Source organism: Alkalilimnicola sp. S0819, assembly GCF_009295635.1.
Taxonomy (GTDB): Bacteria; Pseudomonadota; Gammaproteobacteria; order Nitrococcales; family WHIW01; genus S0819.
The window spans coordinates 59,098-74,621 of record NZ_WHIW01000011.1; the positions used below are offsets into that span (position 1 = coordinate 59,098).

The following is a 15,524-nucleotide window of genomic DNA, read 5'->3' on the forward strand; positions in this document are numbered from 1 at the left end:
CCGGCCGTGTCCATGGCGGCTCGACGCGAGACGGGCCGGGAGGCGGCGGCGCGGGGCGCGGCGAAGCTGGAAGTTCGGGGCCTGAACTTCTACTACGGCGGTTTTCATGCGCTGAAGGATATCGACCTGGAAATCCCCCAGGGCCAGGTGACCGCCTTCATCGGCCCCTCGGGCTGCGGCAAGTCCACGCTGCTGCGCACGTTCAACCGCATCTACCAGCTCTACCCGGGCCAGCGGGCCAGCGGGCAGATCCTGATGGACGGCCGGGACATTCTCGATCGCAAGGTGGATCCGAATCTGCTGCGCAAGCGCATTGGCATGGTGTTCCAGCAGCCGACCCCGTTTCCCATGTCCATCTACGACAACATCGCCTTCGGCGTGAAGCTCTACGAGAAGCTGCCGCGTCGGGAGATGGACGAGCGTGTGGAATGGGCGCTGCGCAAGGCCGCCCTCTGGGATGAGGTCAAGGGCAAGCTGCGCCAGAGCGGCACCGGGCTCTCCGGCGGTCAGCAGCAGCGGCTGTGCATTGCCCGAGCCGTGGCGGTGAAGCCCGAGGTGCTGTTGCTCGACGAGCCCACCTCGGCACTGGACCCGATCTCCACCGGCTTCATCGAGGAGCTGGTGCATGAGCTGAAAAAGGACTACACCATCGCCATCGTGACCCACAACATGCAGCAGGCGGCACGCGTGTCCGACTACACCGCCTTCATGTATCTGGGTACGCTGGTGGAGTTCGGCGACACCGATGCGGTGTTCACCAACCCGGTGCAGAAACAGACCGAAGACTACATCACCGGCCGCTACGGCTGATCGCGCGCACGCGGAGGGCGTCATGGTAGACAAGAATAGCCTGACCCAGCATATCTCCCGGGTCTACAACGAGGAGCTCACCGGCATCATGGACCGGGTGATGCGCATGGGCGGCCTGGTGGAGCAGCAGCTCGGGGATGCGTTGCTGGCCCTGGTGGAGGGCGACACCGAGCGCGGCGAGCGGGTAGTCACCAGCGATTACAAGATCAACGCCGCGGAGGTGGCGCTGGACGAGGAGTGCGTGCACATCCTCGCTCGGCGCCAGCCGGCCGCCAGCGACCTGCGCCTGATCATCGCCGTGATCAAGACCATCACCGACCTGGAGCGTATCGGCGATGAGGCCGAGCGAATCGGCCGCATGGCCTTGCACCTGTTGCCCCAGGACCGCGAGACCGCACCGGTGGCCCAGATGCAGGCCCTGGGTGATGGGGTGAAGCGCATGCTGCGCGGCGCCCTGGATGCCTTCGCCCGCATGGACGTGGAAAGGGCGGTGCAGGTAGCTCAGGAGGATATCCAGGCCGATGCCCAGTATGAGCGCATCGTGCGCGGCCTGCTGAAGCTCATGCAGGAGGATTCCGATGCGGTGCCGCGGCTGATGGACATCGTCTGGTCGGCCCGCTCACTGGAGCGCATCGGTGACCGGTCGCGCAATATCTGCGAGTATGTGGTGTATCTGGTGCGTGGGCGTGATGTGCGCCACACCAGCTTCGAGCAGATGGCCCGCGAGGCCACGGGAGATCGCCACTGATGAGTTTGCCGGCCTATCTGGCGGGGGTGGATGCCGACCGGCTGCGATTGGCCGGCGACACGCGGGACTTGCGTGCGCAGCTGCGCCAGAGCCGCTGGGCGGAGCAGGTGTTCCGTGATGCGGGCATGGCGTTGTGCATCGGTATTCCGCCGGGTGCGAACCCGCTGGTGGAGCCCGCCGTGATCGAGCTGCTGGAGTGGCTGCGGGTGCAGGGTGTGGTGTTCGTCGAGGATTACACCGTGCCTTATGGGCCGGGGCAGATCATGAGGGCGCTGCTGGCCGACGGCGAGGTGGGGCCGTTTCAGAGCCTCATCATTCGCTCGGAGCAGGACTGGGAGCTGGAGGAGCACCGGGGCCCCCCGGGCCCCTGAAGCCTCATCCCCCTGTGGGAAGCTCGCCGTGGGGTTCATTCAACGTTTCCACGATATTAAAATTATGAAAATGAGAGACGCCGTACGCGCCCTGGGCGCCCTGTCCCAATGCTCACGCCTGAGCGTGTTCCGCCTGCTGGTGGCGACGGGGCCCGAGGGGCTGTGTGCCGGCGATATCGCCCGGCGCCTGGAGCTGGCACCGGCGACCCTGTCCTTCCATCTGAAGGAGCTCACCCATGCGGATCTGGTGACTTCCCGCCAGCAAGGCCGCTATGTGATCTACAGCCCGCGGCTGGACGTGATGAACGCGCTGCTGGGCTATCTGACCGAGAACTGCTGCGGGAACCGGCCGGCTCTGTGCCGGCCCGCCCCCTGCCCCGACGAGGAGCCCACCGCGTGAGCGAGAAGCTGAAGGTATTGTTTCTGTGCACCGGCAATGCCTGCCGCAGCCAGATCAGCGAGGGCTGGGCCCGCGCGCTGAAAAGCGACGTGCTGGAAGCCTGGTCCGCCGGTGTAGCACCCCACGGTGTGGATCCGCGGGCCGTGCGGGTAATGGCCGAGGCGGGGGTGGACCTCGCCGGTCACCATTCCAAGCACGTGGACGAGCTGCTGGCTATCCCGTTCGACTATGTGGTGACTGTGTGCGATGCGGCCGCGGAGAGCTGCCCCATCTTCCCCGGTCCAGCCCGACGGGTGCACCGCGGCTTTCAAGATCCGCCCCGTCTGGCCCGTGATGCCGCCACCGAGGAGGAGGCGCTGGGTCATTACCGCCGCGTGCGCGACGAGATCCGCGCCTACATTGAAACCCTGCCGGAGTCCCTTGGACAATCATGAGTGTGCCCGAATTGACCGATCCTGACGGCCTGCCCCAGTTGGAAGACGAGTATGTGGAAGCCGCCTTCCCGGGCGGCTTCGACCTGTGCGCCCAGCTCGATCATGCGCCGCGTATCCTGCTGCTGTACGGTTCGCTGCGCGAGCAATCCTATAGCCGTTATCTGGTGGAGGAGGCGGCGCGGCTGCTGCGCCGCTTCGGTGCCGAGACCCGTATCTTCGATCCCCGGGGGCTGCCGCTGCCGGATCCGTCGCAGAGCGAGCACCCCAAGGTGCGGGAGCTGCGCGAGCTCTCCCTGTGGTCGGAAGGGCAGGTGTGGTGCAGCCCGGAGCTGCATGGCGCCATGAGCGGCGTGTTGAAGAGCCAGATCGATTGGATACCACTCGCCCTGGGCAGCATACGCCCCACCCAGGGGCGCACCCTGGCGGTGATGCAGGTCAGTGGGGGCTCCCAGTCCTTCAATGCGGTCAACGGCATGCGGGTGCTGGGGCGCTGGATGCGCATGATCACCATCCCCAACCAGTCCTCCGTGCCCAAGGTCTGGCAGGAGTTCGATGAGCAGGGGCGGATGAAGCGCTCGGCGCTGTATGACCGGGTGGTGGATGTGATGGAGGAGTTGGTGAAGTTCACGGTGCTCACTCGGGAACACGCCGATTATCTGGTCAATCGCTACAGCGAGCGCCGGGAGCAGGGCGAGGCCGCCAGTGCGGCGGTGCGCGACATTCTGGCTCGGGCCAGCGACTAGGCGGGAGCAAGACGATGAGCAGCGATTCCAGCCAGGCCGTCCCCCAGGTCGACGATGCGCCGGATGTGAAAGCGGGCATGGGGCTCTTCGAGCGCTTCCTGACCCTGTGGGTGGCCTTGGCGATCATCGCCGGTATCGCCCTGGGGCAGTGGGCGCCGGAGGTGCCCGGGGCCCTCTCGCGCTTCGAGTATGCGCAGGTTTCCCTCCCGGTGGCGGTGCTGATCTGGGCGATGATCTTCCCGATGATGCTGCAGGTGGACTTCGCCGCCATCGCGCAGGTGCGTCGCCAGCCCAAGGGCTTGTTCATCACCACGGCGGTGAACTGGTTGATCAAGCCCTTCAGCATGTTTCTGATTGCCTGGCTATTTTTCTTCGTGCTGTTCGCGCCGCTGATTCCCGAAGCCCTGGCGCGAGAGTATCTGGCCGGGGCGATTCTGCTGGGCGCGGCGCCCTGCACGGCCATGGTCTTCGTCTGGAGCTATCTCACCCGGGGCGATGCGGGTTACACCCTGGTGCAGGTGGCGGTGAATGACCTGATCATGTTGTTCGCCTTCGCGCCCATCGTGGTGTTCCTGCTCGGGGTGAGCGATATAGCCGTGCCCTGGGATACGGTGGCTCTCTCGGTGCTGCTCTACATCGCCATCCCGCTGGGTGCGGGATATACCACGCGCGTGGTGTTGGTGGGCCGCCGGGGGCAGGCCTGGTTCGATCGGGTGTTCTTGCCACGCATCGGCAAGGTGACGCCGATTGGCCTGGTGCTCACCCTGGTTCTGTTGTTCGCCTTCCAGGGTGAGGTAATCCTGCGCAACCCGCTGCATATCGCCCTGATCGCGGTGCCGCTGATCGTGCAGACGGTGCTGATCTTCGCCCTGGCCTATGGTTGGGCGCGGGTGTGGAAGGTGCCGCACTGCATCGCTGCGCCGGCGGGGATGATCGGCGCGAGCAATTTCTTCGAGCTGGCCGTGGCCGCGGCGATCGCCCTGTTCGGGCTACAGTCCGGGGCGGCGCTGGCCACGGTGGTGGGGGTGTTGGTGGAAGTGCCGGTGATGCTGGCGCTGGTGCGGTATGCGAACCGCACGCGGGGGAAATTCCCGGCTTGATCCGGGTTGGGGTTACCGCGGAGGCGCCGAGTTAAAGGAATAACCACAGAGGCCTACTCGGCGCCTCTGCGGTTAAACGCTCTGCGCCGGCGCCACCAGCATTTCCAGCAACGCCTTCTGGGCGTGCAGGCGGTTCTCCGCCTCGTCCCAGACCACGCTCTGGGGGCCGTCGATCACCCCGGCGCTGACTTCCTCGCCCCGGTGGGCGGGCAGGCAGTGCATGAAAAGCGCATCCTCGGCGGCGAGGCGCATCAGCGTCTCGTCCACGCAGTAATCGGCGAAGGCCTGCACTCGTTTCGCCTGCTCCTCTTCCTGGCCCATGCTGGCCCAGACATCGGTGACCACCAGATCGGTGCCGGTGACCGCCTCGCGGGGGTCCTGGTGCAGGCTGACCCGTTCGCCGCCCTCGGCGAGCAGCTCCGCCGGCGGCTCGTAACCCCCTGGGCAGGCGATGCGCAGCTGGAAGTCGAAGCAGCGGGCGGCGCGGATGTAGGAATTGCACATATTGTTGCCATCGCCCACCCAGGCCACGGTGCGCCCGGCGATGTCGCCGCGGTGCTCGAACCAGGTCTGCATGTCGGCCAGCAGCTGGCAGGGGTGGAACAGATCGCTCAGGCCGTTGATCACCGGCACCCGGGCGACGGCGGCGAAGCGCTCCAGGGTCTCGTGGCCGAAGGTGCGGATCATCACCGCATCGACCATGCCCGAGAGCACGCGGCTGGTGTCCTCGATGGGTTCGCCGCGGCCCAGCTGGCTGTCCCGGGGCGAGAGGAAGATCGCGTGCCCCCCCAGCTGCGCCATGCCCGCCTCGAAGGAAACCCGGGTGCGGGTGGAGGATTTCTCGAAGATCATCCCCAGCACGCGGTTGCGCAGCGGCTCGTGCAGCTCGCCGCGGTGCTGCATCGCCTTGAGTTCGGCGGCACGGCGGATCAGGGCGAGCAATTCCTCGCGGGTGAAGTCGGTCAGGCTCAGAAAATGGCGCACGGGCATGAGTGCTTACCTCAGGCGTTATTCGCCGCAAATTCGTTGATCAACTCGATGAGTCGGTCGGCCAGCTCATCGGCCTCGGCATCGCTCATCACCAGCGGCGGCAGCAGGCGCACCACGGATTCCGCGGTGACGTTGATCAGCAGGCCGCGATCCAGTGCCCGCCGCACCAGCTCGGTACAGGGGCGATCCAGCACCAGACCGAGCATGAGGCCGCGGCCACGGATTTCGCGCAGGATGGGGCGGCCGGCCAGGGCCGCCTCAAAGCGCTCCCGCAGCCCCGCGCCCAGGCTGGCGGCACGCTGCACCAGGGCCTTGTCACTGATGGTCTCCAGGGTGGCCAGCGCCGCACGGCAGGCCAGCGGATTCCCGCCGAAGGTGGAGCCGTGGCTGCCGGGGCCGAAGGTCTCGGCGGCGCTGCCCCGTGCCAGGCACGCCCCCACGGGCACGCCGCTGCCCAGGCCCTTGGCCAGGGTCAGGACATCGGGCTGCGCCGTCTCATGCTGGAAGCCGAACCACTCGCCGGTGCGGGCGATGCCGGTCTGCACTTCATCGAACATCAGCAGCCAGCCGCGTCGGTCGCACAGCGCGCGCAGGCCGGCAAGATAGCCTTCCCGAGCCGGGGTCACGCCGCCTTCGCCCTGCACGGGCTCCACCAGCACGGCGCAGATGTTCGGATCGGCATCACCGGCGGCCTCCACGGCCTGCAGGTCGTTGTAGGGCACTTGGGTGAAGCCGGGCATGTGCGGGCCGAAGCCTTCACGGGCCTTGGTGTTGCCGGTGGCGCTCAGGGTGCCCAGGGTGCGGCCATGGAAGCTGCGCTCGGTGGTGAGGATCACCGGGCTCTGGTTGCCGCGCTGATGGGCGTGCAGGCGGGCGATCTTGATCGCCGCCTCGTTGGCTTCGGCGCCGGAGTTGCAGAAGAAGGCGCGCTCCATGCCCGCGAGCCCGCACAGGCGCTCCGCCAGCTGTTCCTGCAGCGGGACGCGGTACAGATTGGAGGTGTGCAGCAACTGCCCCACCTGGTCCTGCAGCGCGGCCACCAGGCGCGGGTGGCTATGGCCCAGACCGCTCACGGCGATGCCGCTGAGCCCGTCCAGATAACGCTTGCCGTCGGCGTCCCACAACCAGCAGCCCTCGCCCCGCACGAAGGCGACGGGCAGGCGGGCGTAGGTGGGCATCAGGTAATCGCTCATGACTTCTTCCGGCCCTTAAAACAAGAAAGGCAGCGCCCTTGGGGGCCTGCCCGAGAAAGAACCGTAAATTATAGTGTTGGGGGGGTGGGGGGACAAGCGGGGCGTGTGGTGTTGGGTCTTTTCCGAGAATCCCTGCGTCCTCTGCGCCTCTGCGATAAACACCACCATCACCCGGTGCCGGCACAAAAAACGGGCCCGAAGGCCCGTTCCGTGCAAGAGGCGGCGGAGCCGCTTACTTGTCGTAGTTCTGCTGGGCGAAGTCCCAGTTGACCAGGTTCCAGAAGCTCTCCAGGTACTTCGGCCGCGCGTTGCGGTAATCGATGTAGTAGGCGTGCTCCCAGACGTCGCAGGTGAACAGCGGCACCACGGAGTCGTCGGTCAGCGGGGTGTCGGCGTTGCTGGTCTGACGGATTTCCACGGAACCGTCGGACTTGTTTTTCACCAACCAGCCCCAGCCGGAACCGAAGTTGCCGGCGCTCTTCTCGTTGAACTGCTTCTTGAATTCCTCGAAGGAGCCGAAGGCCTTGTCGATGGCCGCCGCCAGGGAGCCGCTGGGCTGGCCGCCGCCGTTGGGGCTCATGCTGTGCCAGTAGAAGGTGTGGTTCCAGATCTGGGCGGCCTGGTTGAACAGCACGCCGGAAGCCTTCTTGATCAGCTCTTCCAGCGGCAGATCGGCATGCTCGGTGCCTTCGATCAGGCTGTTGGTCTTGTCCACATAGGCCTGGTGGTGCTTGCCGTAATGGTATTCCAGGGTTTCCTGGGAGACGTGCGGCTCCAGGGCGTTCATGGCATAGGGAAGCTGGGGAAGTTCGTGTTTCATGCGTAGCTCCTTCAAGTGGACCGTCCGTGTACAAAAACCTGTTGTGCCCGCTGGCGTCTCTCCCGCGCCCGGGGCATGTTCCGAAACCGGTTGATTTGGCCCGGCACGGGCCTGTGCGGTCATCCCAAGGAGTCTAGAGGCGCCCCTGTGCGGATGCAACCGAGCCCCAGGCGCCGGCTTTGATAGAATGTGGCCATGAACCCGGTGGAACTAGGTATTTTCTCCTCCCGCCTCGGTGCGGTGTGTGACGAGATGGGCGCGGTGCTTCAGCGCAGCGCCTTCTCGCCCAATATCCGCGATCGGCTGGATTTTTCCTGCGCGGTGTTCGACGCGGAAGGCGCGCTGGCTGCCCAGGCGGCGCACATTCCCGTGCACCTGGGCAGCATGGCCTATGCCATGGGCGATCTGGTGCAGGCAATGGACTGGCGGCCCGGGGACATGGTGGTGCTCAATGACCCCTACCTGGGCGGCACGCATCTGCCGGACGTGACCCTGGTGGCGCCGGTGTTCATCGAAGAGCAGCTGCTCGGCTTCGTCGCCAACCGCGCCCACCATGCCGATATTGGCGCCATTACTCCCGGCTCCATGCCCCTGTCCTCGCGGCTGGAAGAGGAGGGCGTGGTAATTCCGCCCAGCTATCTGTATCGCGCCGGCGAGCTCTGCGAGGAGCTGCTGGCGCGGATCGCCGGCGCCACGCGCAATGCGCGCCAGACTCGGGGGGATTTCTCGGCCCAGGCCAGCTCCGCGCGCACCGGGGTGGGGCGCCTGCAGGCGCTGGTGCGCGCACTGGGGGTGGAGGCGTATCTGCGCGGGCTGACGGCGCTCAATGATTACGCCGAGCGGCTGGTGCGCGCGGCGTTGGCGGAACTGCCCGCGGGCGAGTTTCGCTATACCGACTATCTGGACGACGATGGCCAGGGCAACGTGGACCTGCCGGTGAGCGTGACTGTCCGGGTGGGCGCCGAGGGCATTCGCGTGGATTTCACCGGCACCGCGCCGCAGACGTCGGGCAATATCAACTGCCCGGTATCCGTGGCCGCGGCGGCCGTGTACTACGTCTTCCGTTGCCTGATGCCGCCCCAGACGCCGGCCTGTGCGGGCGCCTTCCGCCCGGTAAGCCTGAGCGTGCCGGACGGCTGCCTGCTCAACGCCCGTCGCCCCGCGGCGGTGGCCGCGGGCAATGTGGAGACCTCCACCCGAGTGGTGGACGCCCTGATGGGCGCGCTGGCCCAGGCGCTGCCGGAGCGTTTGGCGGGCGCCAGCCACGGCAGCATGAACAATCTGGCCATGGGTGCGCCGGAAGGCGAGCCAGCCTGGGATTACTACGAGACTCTGGGCGGCGGCATGGGGGCCGGGGAGCGCGGCGGTGGGCTGGATGCGGTGCAGACCCACATGACCAACACCCTGAACACCCCGGTGGAGGCGTTGGAGATGGCGTATCCGCTGCGGGTCCGCCACTATGGTGTGCGGCGAGGTTCCGGTGGCGCGGGGCGGCGCGCCGGAGGTTGCGGCCTGGTCCGGGAGTACGAGTTTCTCGCCCCCGCGGTGGTGACGCTGCTCACAGAGCGGCGCCGGCATCGCCCCTGGGGCCTTGCCGGCGGAGAGCCGGGGGCGGCGGGGCGGAATTTGCTCAACGGCGAGACGCTGCCACCGAAGGCCACCGTGCGAGTGGCGTCGGGGGACCGGCTAAGGGTGGAGACGCCCGGGGGCGGGGGCTGGGGGAACCCTGAGCCGTTCGTCAGGTCAGAACAGGAGATCGGGCGATAATCCTGTTGTCGTCATGTTTTTAACCGCCCGGCGCGGGGTCTACAATGGCGCCGCGCGTGGCGATGCCACTTCCAGAAGATTTCAACGAGGTGATCCGGATGAGCGACGTACAGGCTCGCATCAAGCAGCAGGTGGGCGAGAACCCCATCATTCTCTACATGAAGGGCACCCCGCAGTTCCCCCAGTGCGGTTTTTCCATGCGTGCCTCCCAGGCACTGGCCGCCTGCGGCCGGGAATTCGCCTATGTGAACGTGCTTGAAGACCCGGAGGTGCGCGAGGGCATCAAGGTCTTCGGTGACTGGCCCACCATTCCGCAGCTCTACATCAATGGCGAGTTGGTGGGTGGCTGCGACATCATCCTGGAAATGTACGAAAGCGGCGATTTGGCGAAGGCCGTGGAAGCTATCGAGGCCTGAGCCCGCGGGCTGTCCGAAGAAGAAACCCGGCGCTTGCGCCGGGTTTCTTGCATCTGGGGACTATTCCCCGGGGAAACCGAAGGCCGCGTCCCAGCGGTTGACGATGTTGCAGAACAGGTCCGCGGTCTTCTCGGCGTCGTAGATCGCCGAGTGGGCTTCGCGGCTGTTCCAGCCTTCGCCGGAGGCCTCCACCGCGCGGCGCAGCACGGTCTGCCCGTAGGCCAGCCCGCCCAGGGTGGCGGTGTCGAAGCAGCTGAACGGGTGGAAGGGGTTGCGCTTGAAGTTGGTGCGCTCCACTGCGGCGTTGAGAAAGCCCATGTCGAAAAAGGCGTTGTGCCCCACCAGAATGGCCCGCTTGCAGCCGGTCAGGCCCAGCTCCTCGCGAATGGGGCGGAATATCTTGCGCAGCGCCTCCTTTTCCGGGATGGCCATGCGCAACGGGTGGTCCGGGTCTATGCCGTTGAACTCCAGCGATTTGGGGTCCAGGTTGGCACCTTCGAAGGCTTCCACATGGGTGGAGTAGGTGGCCGCCGGGTAGATCCGGTCCTGGCGGTCCATGCGCAGCACCACCGCGGCGATCTGCAGCATGGCGTCGGTGGCGGCGTTCAGCCCGCCGGTCTCGATATCCACCACTACGGGCAGGTAGCCGCGAAAGCGCTTGGAGATACGGGTGTTGACGTCGGCGAGCGGGTTCTCGGCGGTAAATTCCTCGGACACGTAGGATCCTTGTAGTCGGCGCCGGGCGGTGCCGCCCGGCTGAGTGTTAGTCGGCCAGCTGCCAGGCAAGCTGGCCGCCGGCGCGCAGGGGCACCAGCTGTTCCTCGCCGAAGCGGTAGTGTTCCGGCACCGTCCACGGCTGGCGACGCAGGGTGACCGTGCCCTGGTTGCGGGGCAGACGGTAGAAATCGGGACCGTGGTGGCTGGCGAAGCCTTCCAGCTTGTCCAGCGCGCCGGCCTGCTCGAAGGCTTCGGCGTAGAGTTCCAACGCGGCGTGAGCGGAGTAGCAGCCGGCGCAGCCGCAGTCGGATTCCTTGGCGTGGCGCGGGTGGGGCGCGGAATCCGTGCCCAGGAAGAACTTCGGGTTGCCGGAAGTGGCTGCCGCCAGCAGAGCCTTGCGGTCCGTCTCGCGTTTCAGGATGGGCAGGCAGTAATGGTGCGGCTGCACCCCACCCACCAGCAGGTCGTTGCGGTTGAGCAGCAGATGCTGGGGCGTGATGGTCGCGCCCACCGTGTCGGGGGCCTGCTGCACGAACTCCGCGGCCGCGGCGGTGGTGATGTGCTCGAAGACCACCCGCAGTTCGGGTATGCGTTCGATCAGCGGCGCCAGGCGCTGGCCGATGAACACGGTTTCCCGGTCGAAGATATCCACTCCGGGGTCGGTGACCTCGGCGTGCACCAGCAGGGGCAGGCCGCAGTCGGCCATGGCGCGCAGGGCGCTCTCGCAATGGGCCAGCTCAGTGACGCCGGCGTCGGAGTTGGTGGTCGCGCCCGCCGGGTAGAGTTTGATGCCGTAGACATGGCCGCTGGCCCGAGCGCGCGCGATCTCCGCCGGCGTGGTGTTATCGGTGAGATAGAGCGTCATCAGCGGCTGGAAGTCGCTGCCGGCGGGCAGGGCGGCGAGGATGCGCTCGCGATAGGCCAGGGCCTGCTCGGTGCTGGTCACCGGCGGCCTGAGGTTGGGCATCACGATGGCGCGGGCGAACTGGCGCGCGGTATGGGGCGCGACCGCCTGCAGGGCCTCGCCGTCGCGCAGGTGCAGATGCCAGTCGTCGGGGCGCGTGAGGGTCAGCTCGTCCACGGGCACGTACCTTCTCCATCCAGCGATGTGTCGATGCGGGGCGCGGATTATAACAGTGTCAGAGGTTTGCGTCCGCCAAGCTCGTCGCGGCTCGCGCCCAGGCGCCGGACGCCTTGATTTATGCTCGGGCAGCGGTGATCATGGCCCCTTCTTAGGCCGCGTTCTTGCTGGCTTCGCGGCGATTCTCACACTCTGACTCAAGGCGCACATGAGCGACATCAAGAAGGTTGTTTTGGCGTATTCCGGGGGGCTGGACACCTCGGTCATTCTCAAGTGGCTGGAAGATACCTATGGCTGCGAGGTGGTGACGTTCACCGCCGACCTGGGCCAGGGCGAGGAGCTCGAGCCGGCGCGCGCCAAGGCCGAAGCCTTCGGCATCAAGGACATCTACATCGATGACCTGCGCGAGGAGTTCGTGCGGGACTACGTCTTCCCCATGTTCCGCGCCAACGCCATCTACGAGGGCGAGTACCTGCTGGGCACCTCCATCGCCCGGCCGCTGATCGCCAAGCGCCAGATCGAGATCGCCCGCGAGACCGGCGCCGACGCCGTCTGCCATGGGGCCACCGGCAAGGGCAACGACCAGGTGCGCTTCGAGCTCGGCTACTACGGCCTGGAGCCGGGCATCAAGGTCATCGCCCCGTGGCGCGAGTGGGATTTGAACTCCCGGGAGAAGCTGCTGGCCTACGCCGAGCAGCACGGCATCTCCATCGAGGGCAAGCAGGAGGGCGGCTCGCCCTACTCCATGGACGCCAATCTGCTGCACATCTCCTACGAGGGCGGTGTGCTGGAAGATCCCTGGACGCCCAGCGAGGAGTCCATGTGGCGCTGGAGCGTGTCGCCGGAACAGGCGCCGGATCAGCCCACCGAGATCGAGATCGAGTTCGAGCAAGGCGACCCGGTGGCCATCGACGGCGAGCGTCTGAGCCCCGCCACACTGCTCGAGCGGCTGAACAAGCTGGGCGGCGACAACGGCATAGGCCGCATCGACATCGTCGAGAACCGCTACGTGGGCATGAAGTCCCGCGGCTGCTACGAAACCCCCGGCGGTACCATCCTGCTGCGCGCGCATCGGGCCATCGAGTCCATCACCCTGGACCGGGAGTCCGCGCATCTGAAGGACTCGATCATGCCGAAGTACGCGGAAATGATCTATAACGGTTATTGGTGGAGCCCGGAGCGTGAAGCCATGCAGGCCCTGATCGACGCCACCCAGAAGACCGTCAACGGCGTGGTGCGTCTGAAGCTTTACAAGGGCAACGTGGACGTGGTGGGCCGCAAGTCCGAGCGCAACAGCTTGTTCGACACCCGTATCGCCACCTTCGAGGATGATGCCGGCGCCTACGACCAGAAGGACGCCGAAGGCTTCATCCGGCTGAACGCATTGAGACTGAAGCTGGCGGCTGCCAAGCGGGGCGGCTGAGCCTTTTGAGCCGCCGGGCAACGCCTCGGCGGCGGCCGCGACCGGCCAGGGGAGGAGCCGCCCGCAGAGGCGGCGAAGAGCCCGGTCGCAGGCTTGAACACAATGATTACAACTATAAGCAAATGAGCAAACCGAGTGCCGCACCCTCCTGGGTGAGTGAAATCTCAAGCGAGAACCGCTTTCGCTCGGCGTCCCCGGCCTTGCGGGAGCGTGTGCTGGACGAGCAGGTTCGCAGCCTGTACGCAGTGACGCGCTATGCCTTCCGCACCAGCCTGGTGTTCGCGGTGCTGGTGTACTTCTATTTCCTCGGGCGGGTGCCCACGCTCTGGCTCAGCATCTGGCTGGCCAGCGTGGGGCTGATTGCCGTGGCCCGCTTCCTCGCCTCCCGCCGCTTCTTCGACGAGCCCGGCGCCGAGGCCCGCCGGGCCTGGGTGCGACTGGCTTGTGTGAGCATGACGGCCCAGGCCTGCAGCTGGCTGATGGTGCTGTTGTTCGTGGAGCAGACCGGTGCCGCCGCGGACGCCTCCATGGCGGTGTTCCTGCTCTGCGCACTGGCCTTCGGTGGCTTCGCGGTACTGGGCTTCTATTTGCCGGCGTATCTGAGCTTCGCCGCGCCCATCTTCCTGGGGTTGTGGGTGTGGTTTGGCTGGACGTCCATCAGCGCCGACTGGTTCTGGCTGATGGCGGTGGTGGCCTTCGGCTCGCTGGCCATTATCGGCTCCGCGGTGGGCTACACCCGAATACTGCGCGGCACCCTGCTGCTGGGGTATCAGCATGAAGACCTGATCCGCCGTCTTACGGAGGAAAAGGAGCGGGTGCAGGTGACCCTGCGCTCCATTGGCGATGCGGTGCTGACCACCGATGTCCAGGGCCGTGTTACCTACGTCAACCCGGTGGCCGAACGCCTGACCGGTTGGCGCAACGAGGAAGCCTGGGGCAAGCAGCTCGAAGAGGTGCTGCATCTGATTCACGACGGTGGCGGCGAGCGTATCACCGATGTGGTGTCCCGCTGTCTGGAGCGCGAAGGGCTGTTGGTGCTGGAGGATGAAATCTCGCTGGAGGATCGTCGCGGTGAGCGCGAATCCACGGTGGAGGTTACGGCTTCGCCGATCCGCGGTTACGACCGGCAGATCATGGGTGTCGTGGTGGTCGCACACGATGTCACTGAATTGCGGGGCATGGCGCGCGTGATGAACTACCAGGCGCAGCACGACCCGCTGACCGGGCTGTTGAATCGGCGGGAATTCGAGGCGAGCCTGTGGCATGCGCTGGAGAGCGCGCGCCGGGAAAAGCTGCAGCATGCGGTCTGCTACCTGGACCTGGATCAGTTCAAGCTGGTCAACGACACCTGTGGTCACAGTGCTGGCGACGAATTGATCAAGCAGGTGGGCGTGCTGTTGCATCGGCGCGTGAGTGAAAGCGACACCCTGGCGCGTTTGGGCGGCGACGAGTTCGGCCTGTTGCTGCACGATTGCGGACTGGAGCGGGCGCGGGTTGTCGCCGAGGAATTCTGCGAAATGATGCGGAGCTTCCGCTTCGACTGGCAGGGCAAGCTGTTCAATATCAACGTCAGCATTGGTGTGGTGCTGGTAGACGGGACCAGCAGCCCCAGCGACCTGTTGGCGGCGGCGGATGCGGCCTGCTACGTGGCCAAGGATCAAGGGCGCAGCCGGGTGCATGTGGTCCTGCCCCACGACCGGGAGCTGGCGCATCGCCATGGCGAGATGCAGTGGGTGAGCCGGATTCAGCAGGCGTTGGACGAGGGTCGGTTCGTCCTGCGCTACCAGCGGATCGTACCGCTGCGGGCCGGCGAGAATATGGTGGAGATGTTGGTCTCCATGATCGGGCCGCATCAGGAGCTGGTCCCGCCGGGCTCTTTCCTGCCGGCCGCCGAGCGCTTCAACCTCGTAACGGAGATCGACCGTCGGGTAGTGCGCATGGTGCTGGAGCGATTGGCCGCGGCGGATACCGTGTTGGCCGAGATGGATGTGATAACCATCAACCTCTCCGGCCAATCCGTCAACGATGAAAGCTTCCTGGACTACGTGCTGGCGACGCTGGACGATACCGGCGCCGACCCGCAGCGAATCTGCTTCGAGATCACCGAGACCGCTGTCATTGCCCACATGGAGCGGGCCGAGCGCTTCATTCAGGCTCTGCGCGAGCGCGGTTGCCGTTTCGCCCTGGACGACTTCGGCAGCGGGATCAGCTCATTCGGCTATCTGCGAGCGCTGTCGGTGGACTACCTCAAGATCGACGGGATGTTCGTGAAGAACATGGTCAACGAACCGGTGGACCGCTCCATGGTGGAGGCTATTCATCAGGTGGGTCATGTCATGGGTATCGAGACCATCGCTGAATTCGTGGAGGATGAGGAAACCCGCCAGATGCTGGAGGACCTGGGGGTGAACTATGGCCAAGGCTTTGGCCTGCACCGGCCGGAATTCCTCGACAAGGATGTGTACGGCCGCATCGCGGCGCCCCAGCCTACCGCTTGACACGCGCGGACCG

General features: G+C 66.1%; 16 protein-coding genes. 11 read left to right on the forward strand and 5 right to left on the reverse strand.

Going from position 1 to position 15,524, the window contains the following annotated elements; genetic code table 11:
- The first annotated feature begins 12 nt into the window (after positions 1–12).
- The 7 genes from pstB to arsB all read left to right on the forward strand — a co-directional run bounded on the left by pstB (position 13) and on the right by arsB (position 4,606).
- Positions 13–810 carry a phosphate ABC transporter ATP-binding protein PstB gene (pstB, locus tag GBG68_RS10305; protein WP_319020499.1) on the forward strand — a complete coding sequence of 266 codons (798 nt, stop codon included), beginning with the start codon at positions 13–15 and terminating at the stop codon, positions 808–810.
- Between the two features lie 22 nt (positions 811–832).
- Positions 833–1,558, forward strand: coding sequence for a phosphate signaling complex protein PhoU (gene phoU / locus GBG68_RS10310; protein ID WP_152146982.1), 726 nt, complete (start codon positions 833–835; stop codon positions 1,556–1,558).
- Positions 1,558–1,929, forward strand: coding sequence for a hypothetical protein (locus GBG68_RS10315; RefSeq protein ID WP_152146984.1), 372 nt, complete (start codon positions 1,558–1,560; stop codon positions 1,927–1,929). The genes phoU and GBG68_RS10315 overlap by 1 nt, the downstream gene beginning before the upstream one ends.
- A gap of 64 nt (positions 1,930–1,993) precedes the next feature.
- Positions 1,994–2,329, forward strand: coding sequence for an ArsR/SmtB family transcription factor (locus tag GBG68_RS10320; RefSeq protein WP_152146986.1), 336 nt, complete (start codon positions 1,994–1,996; stop codon positions 2,327–2,329).
- Positions 2,326–2,763: an arsenate reductase ArsC gene (locus GBG68_RS10325; protein ID WP_152146988.1), complete on the forward strand. Its 438-nt coding sequence runs from the start codon at positions 2,326–2,328 to the stop codon at positions 2,761–2,763. Before GBG68_RS10320 ends, GBG68_RS10325 begins: the two co-directional genes overlap by 4 nt.
- Positions 2,760–3,506 (forward strand): arsenical resistance protein ArsH, encoded by a 747-nt coding sequence (arsH, locus tag GBG68_RS10330; protein ID WP_152146990.1) that lies wholly within the window; start codon positions 2,760–2,762, stop codon positions 3,504–3,506. The genes GBG68_RS10325 and arsH overlap by 4 nt, the downstream gene beginning before the upstream one ends.
- 14 nt (positions 3,507–3,520) lie before the next feature.
- Positions 3,521–4,606, forward strand: a complete 1,086-nt coding sequence (gene arsB, locus GBG68_RS10335; RefSeq protein WP_226801766.1) for an ACR3 family arsenite efflux transporter — start codon at positions 3,521–3,523, stop codon at positions 4,604–4,606.
- Positions 4,607–4,678: 72 nt separating this feature from the next.
- On the opposite strand, the gene argF is transcribed toward arsB, so the two are convergent.
- The 3 genes from argF to GBG68_RS10350 form a co-directional block, all read right to left on the reverse strand.
- Positions 4,679–5,596 (reverse strand): ornithine carbamoyltransferase, encoded by a 918-nt coding sequence (gene argF / locus GBG68_RS10340; RefSeq protein ID WP_152146992.1) that lies wholly within the window; start codon positions 5,594–5,596, stop codon positions 4,679–4,681.
- Between the two features lie 11 nt (positions 5,597–5,607).
- Entirely contained in the window at positions 5,608–6,789 is a 1,182-nt protein-coding gene (locus tag GBG68_RS10345; RefSeq protein WP_152146994.1) for an acetylornithine transaminase, read from the reverse strand.
- Between the two features lie 232 nt (positions 6,790–7,021).
- The gene (locus GBG68_RS10350; RefSeq protein WP_152146995.1) at positions 7,022–7,609 is read right to left on the reverse strand and encodes a superoxide dismutase; all 588 of its coding nucleotides are present in this window, start codon (positions 7,607–7,609) and stop codon (positions 7,022–7,024) included.
- A 195-nt stretch (positions 7,610–7,804) separates the two neighbouring features.
- Here GBG68_RS10350 and GBG68_RS10355 point away from each other — a divergent pair, with 195 nt between their 5' ends.
- Together GBG68_RS10355 and grxD are read left to right on the forward strand one after the other, a co-directional pair.
- Complete coding sequence (locus GBG68_RS10355) at positions 7,805–9,376, forward strand: hydantoinase B/oxoprolinase family protein (RefSeq protein WP_152146997.1); 1,572 nt, start codon at positions 7,805–7,807, stop codon at positions 9,374–9,376.
- Positions 9,377–9,474: 98 nt separating this feature from the next.
- The gene (gene grxD, locus GBG68_RS10360) at positions 9,475–9,792 is read left to right on the forward strand and encodes a Grx4 family monothiol glutaredoxin (protein WP_152146999.1); all 318 of its coding nucleotides are present in this window, start codon (positions 9,475–9,477) and stop codon (positions 9,790–9,792) included.
- Positions 9,793–9,852: 60 nt separating this feature from the next.
- On the opposite strand, the gene rnt is transcribed toward grxD, so the two are convergent.
- Both rnt and pyrC read right to left on the reverse strand, forming a co-directional pair.
- Positions 9,853–10,509 (reverse strand): ribonuclease T, encoded by a 657-nt coding sequence (rnt, locus tag GBG68_RS10365; protein ID WP_152147001.1) that lies wholly within the window; start codon positions 10,507–10,509, stop codon positions 9,853–9,855.
- A 46-nt stretch (positions 10,510–10,555) separates the two neighbouring features.
- Positions 10,556–11,590, reverse strand: coding sequence for a dihydroorotase (pyrC, locus tag GBG68_RS10370; protein WP_152147003.1), 1,035 nt, complete (start codon positions 11,588–11,590; stop codon positions 10,556–10,558).
- 208 nt (positions 11,591–11,798) lie between these two features.
- Here pyrC and GBG68_RS10375 point away from each other — a divergent pair, with 208 nt between their 5' ends.
- Together GBG68_RS10375 and GBG68_RS10380 are read left to right on the forward strand one after the other, a co-directional pair.
- Positions 11,799–13,013 carry an argininosuccinate synthase gene (locus GBG68_RS10375; protein ID WP_152147005.1) on the forward strand — a complete coding sequence of 405 codons (1,215 nt, stop codon included), beginning with the start codon at positions 11,799–11,801 and terminating at the stop codon, positions 13,011–13,013.
- 152 nt (positions 13,014–13,165) lie between these two features.
- Entirely contained in the window at positions 13,166–15,511 is a 2,346-nt protein-coding gene (locus GBG68_RS10380; protein WP_193222301.1) for an EAL domain-containing protein, read from the forward strand.
- The last annotated feature ends 13 nt before the right edge of the window (positions 15,512–15,524 follow it).

Coding starts and splice junctions, on each gene's coding strand:
- pstB (WP_319020499.1), top strand. CDS start 13: ATGGCGGCTCGACGCGAGACGGGCCGGGAGGCGGCGGCGCGGGGCGCG.
- phoU (WP_152146982.1), top strand. CDS start 833: ATGGTAGACAAGAATAGCCTGACCCAGCATATCTCCCGGGTCTACAAC.
- GBG68_RS10315 (WP_152146984.1), top strand. CDS start 1,558: ATGAGTTTGCCGGCCTATCTGGCGGGGGTGGATGCCGACCGGCTGCGA.
- GBG68_RS10320 (WP_152146986.1), top strand. CDS start 1,994: ATGAAAATGAGAGACGCCGTACGCGCCCTGGGCGCCCTGTCCCAATGC.
- arsH (WP_152146990.1), top strand. CDS start 2,760: ATGAGTGTGCCCGAATTGACCGATCCTGACGGCCTGCCCCAGTTGGAA.
- arsB (WP_226801766.1), top strand. CDS start 3,521: ATGAGCAGCGATTCCAGCCAGGCCGTCCCCCAGGTCGACGATGCGCCG.
- argF (WP_152146992.1), bottom strand. CDS start 5,596: ATGCCCGTGCGCCATTTTCTGAGCCTGACCGACTTCACCCGCGAGGAA.
- GBG68_RS10345 (WP_152146994.1), bottom strand. CDS start 6,789: ATGAGCGATTACCTGATGCCCACCTACGCCCGCCTGCCCGTCGCCTTC.
- GBG68_RS10350 (WP_152146995.1), bottom strand. CDS start 7,609: ATGAAACACGAACTTCCCCAGCTTCCCTATGCCATGAACGCCCTGGAG.
- GBG68_RS10355 (WP_152146997.1), top strand. CDS start 7,805: ATGAACCCGGTGGAACTAGGTATTTTCTCCTCCCGCCTCGGTGCGGTG.
- grxD (WP_152146999.1), top strand. CDS start 9,475: ATGAGCGACGTACAGGCTCGCATCAAGCAGCAGGTGGGCGAGAACCCC.
- GBG68_RS10375 (WP_152147005.1), top strand. CDS start 11,799: ATGAGCGACATCAAGAAGGTTGTTTTGGCGTATTCCGGGGGGCTGGAC.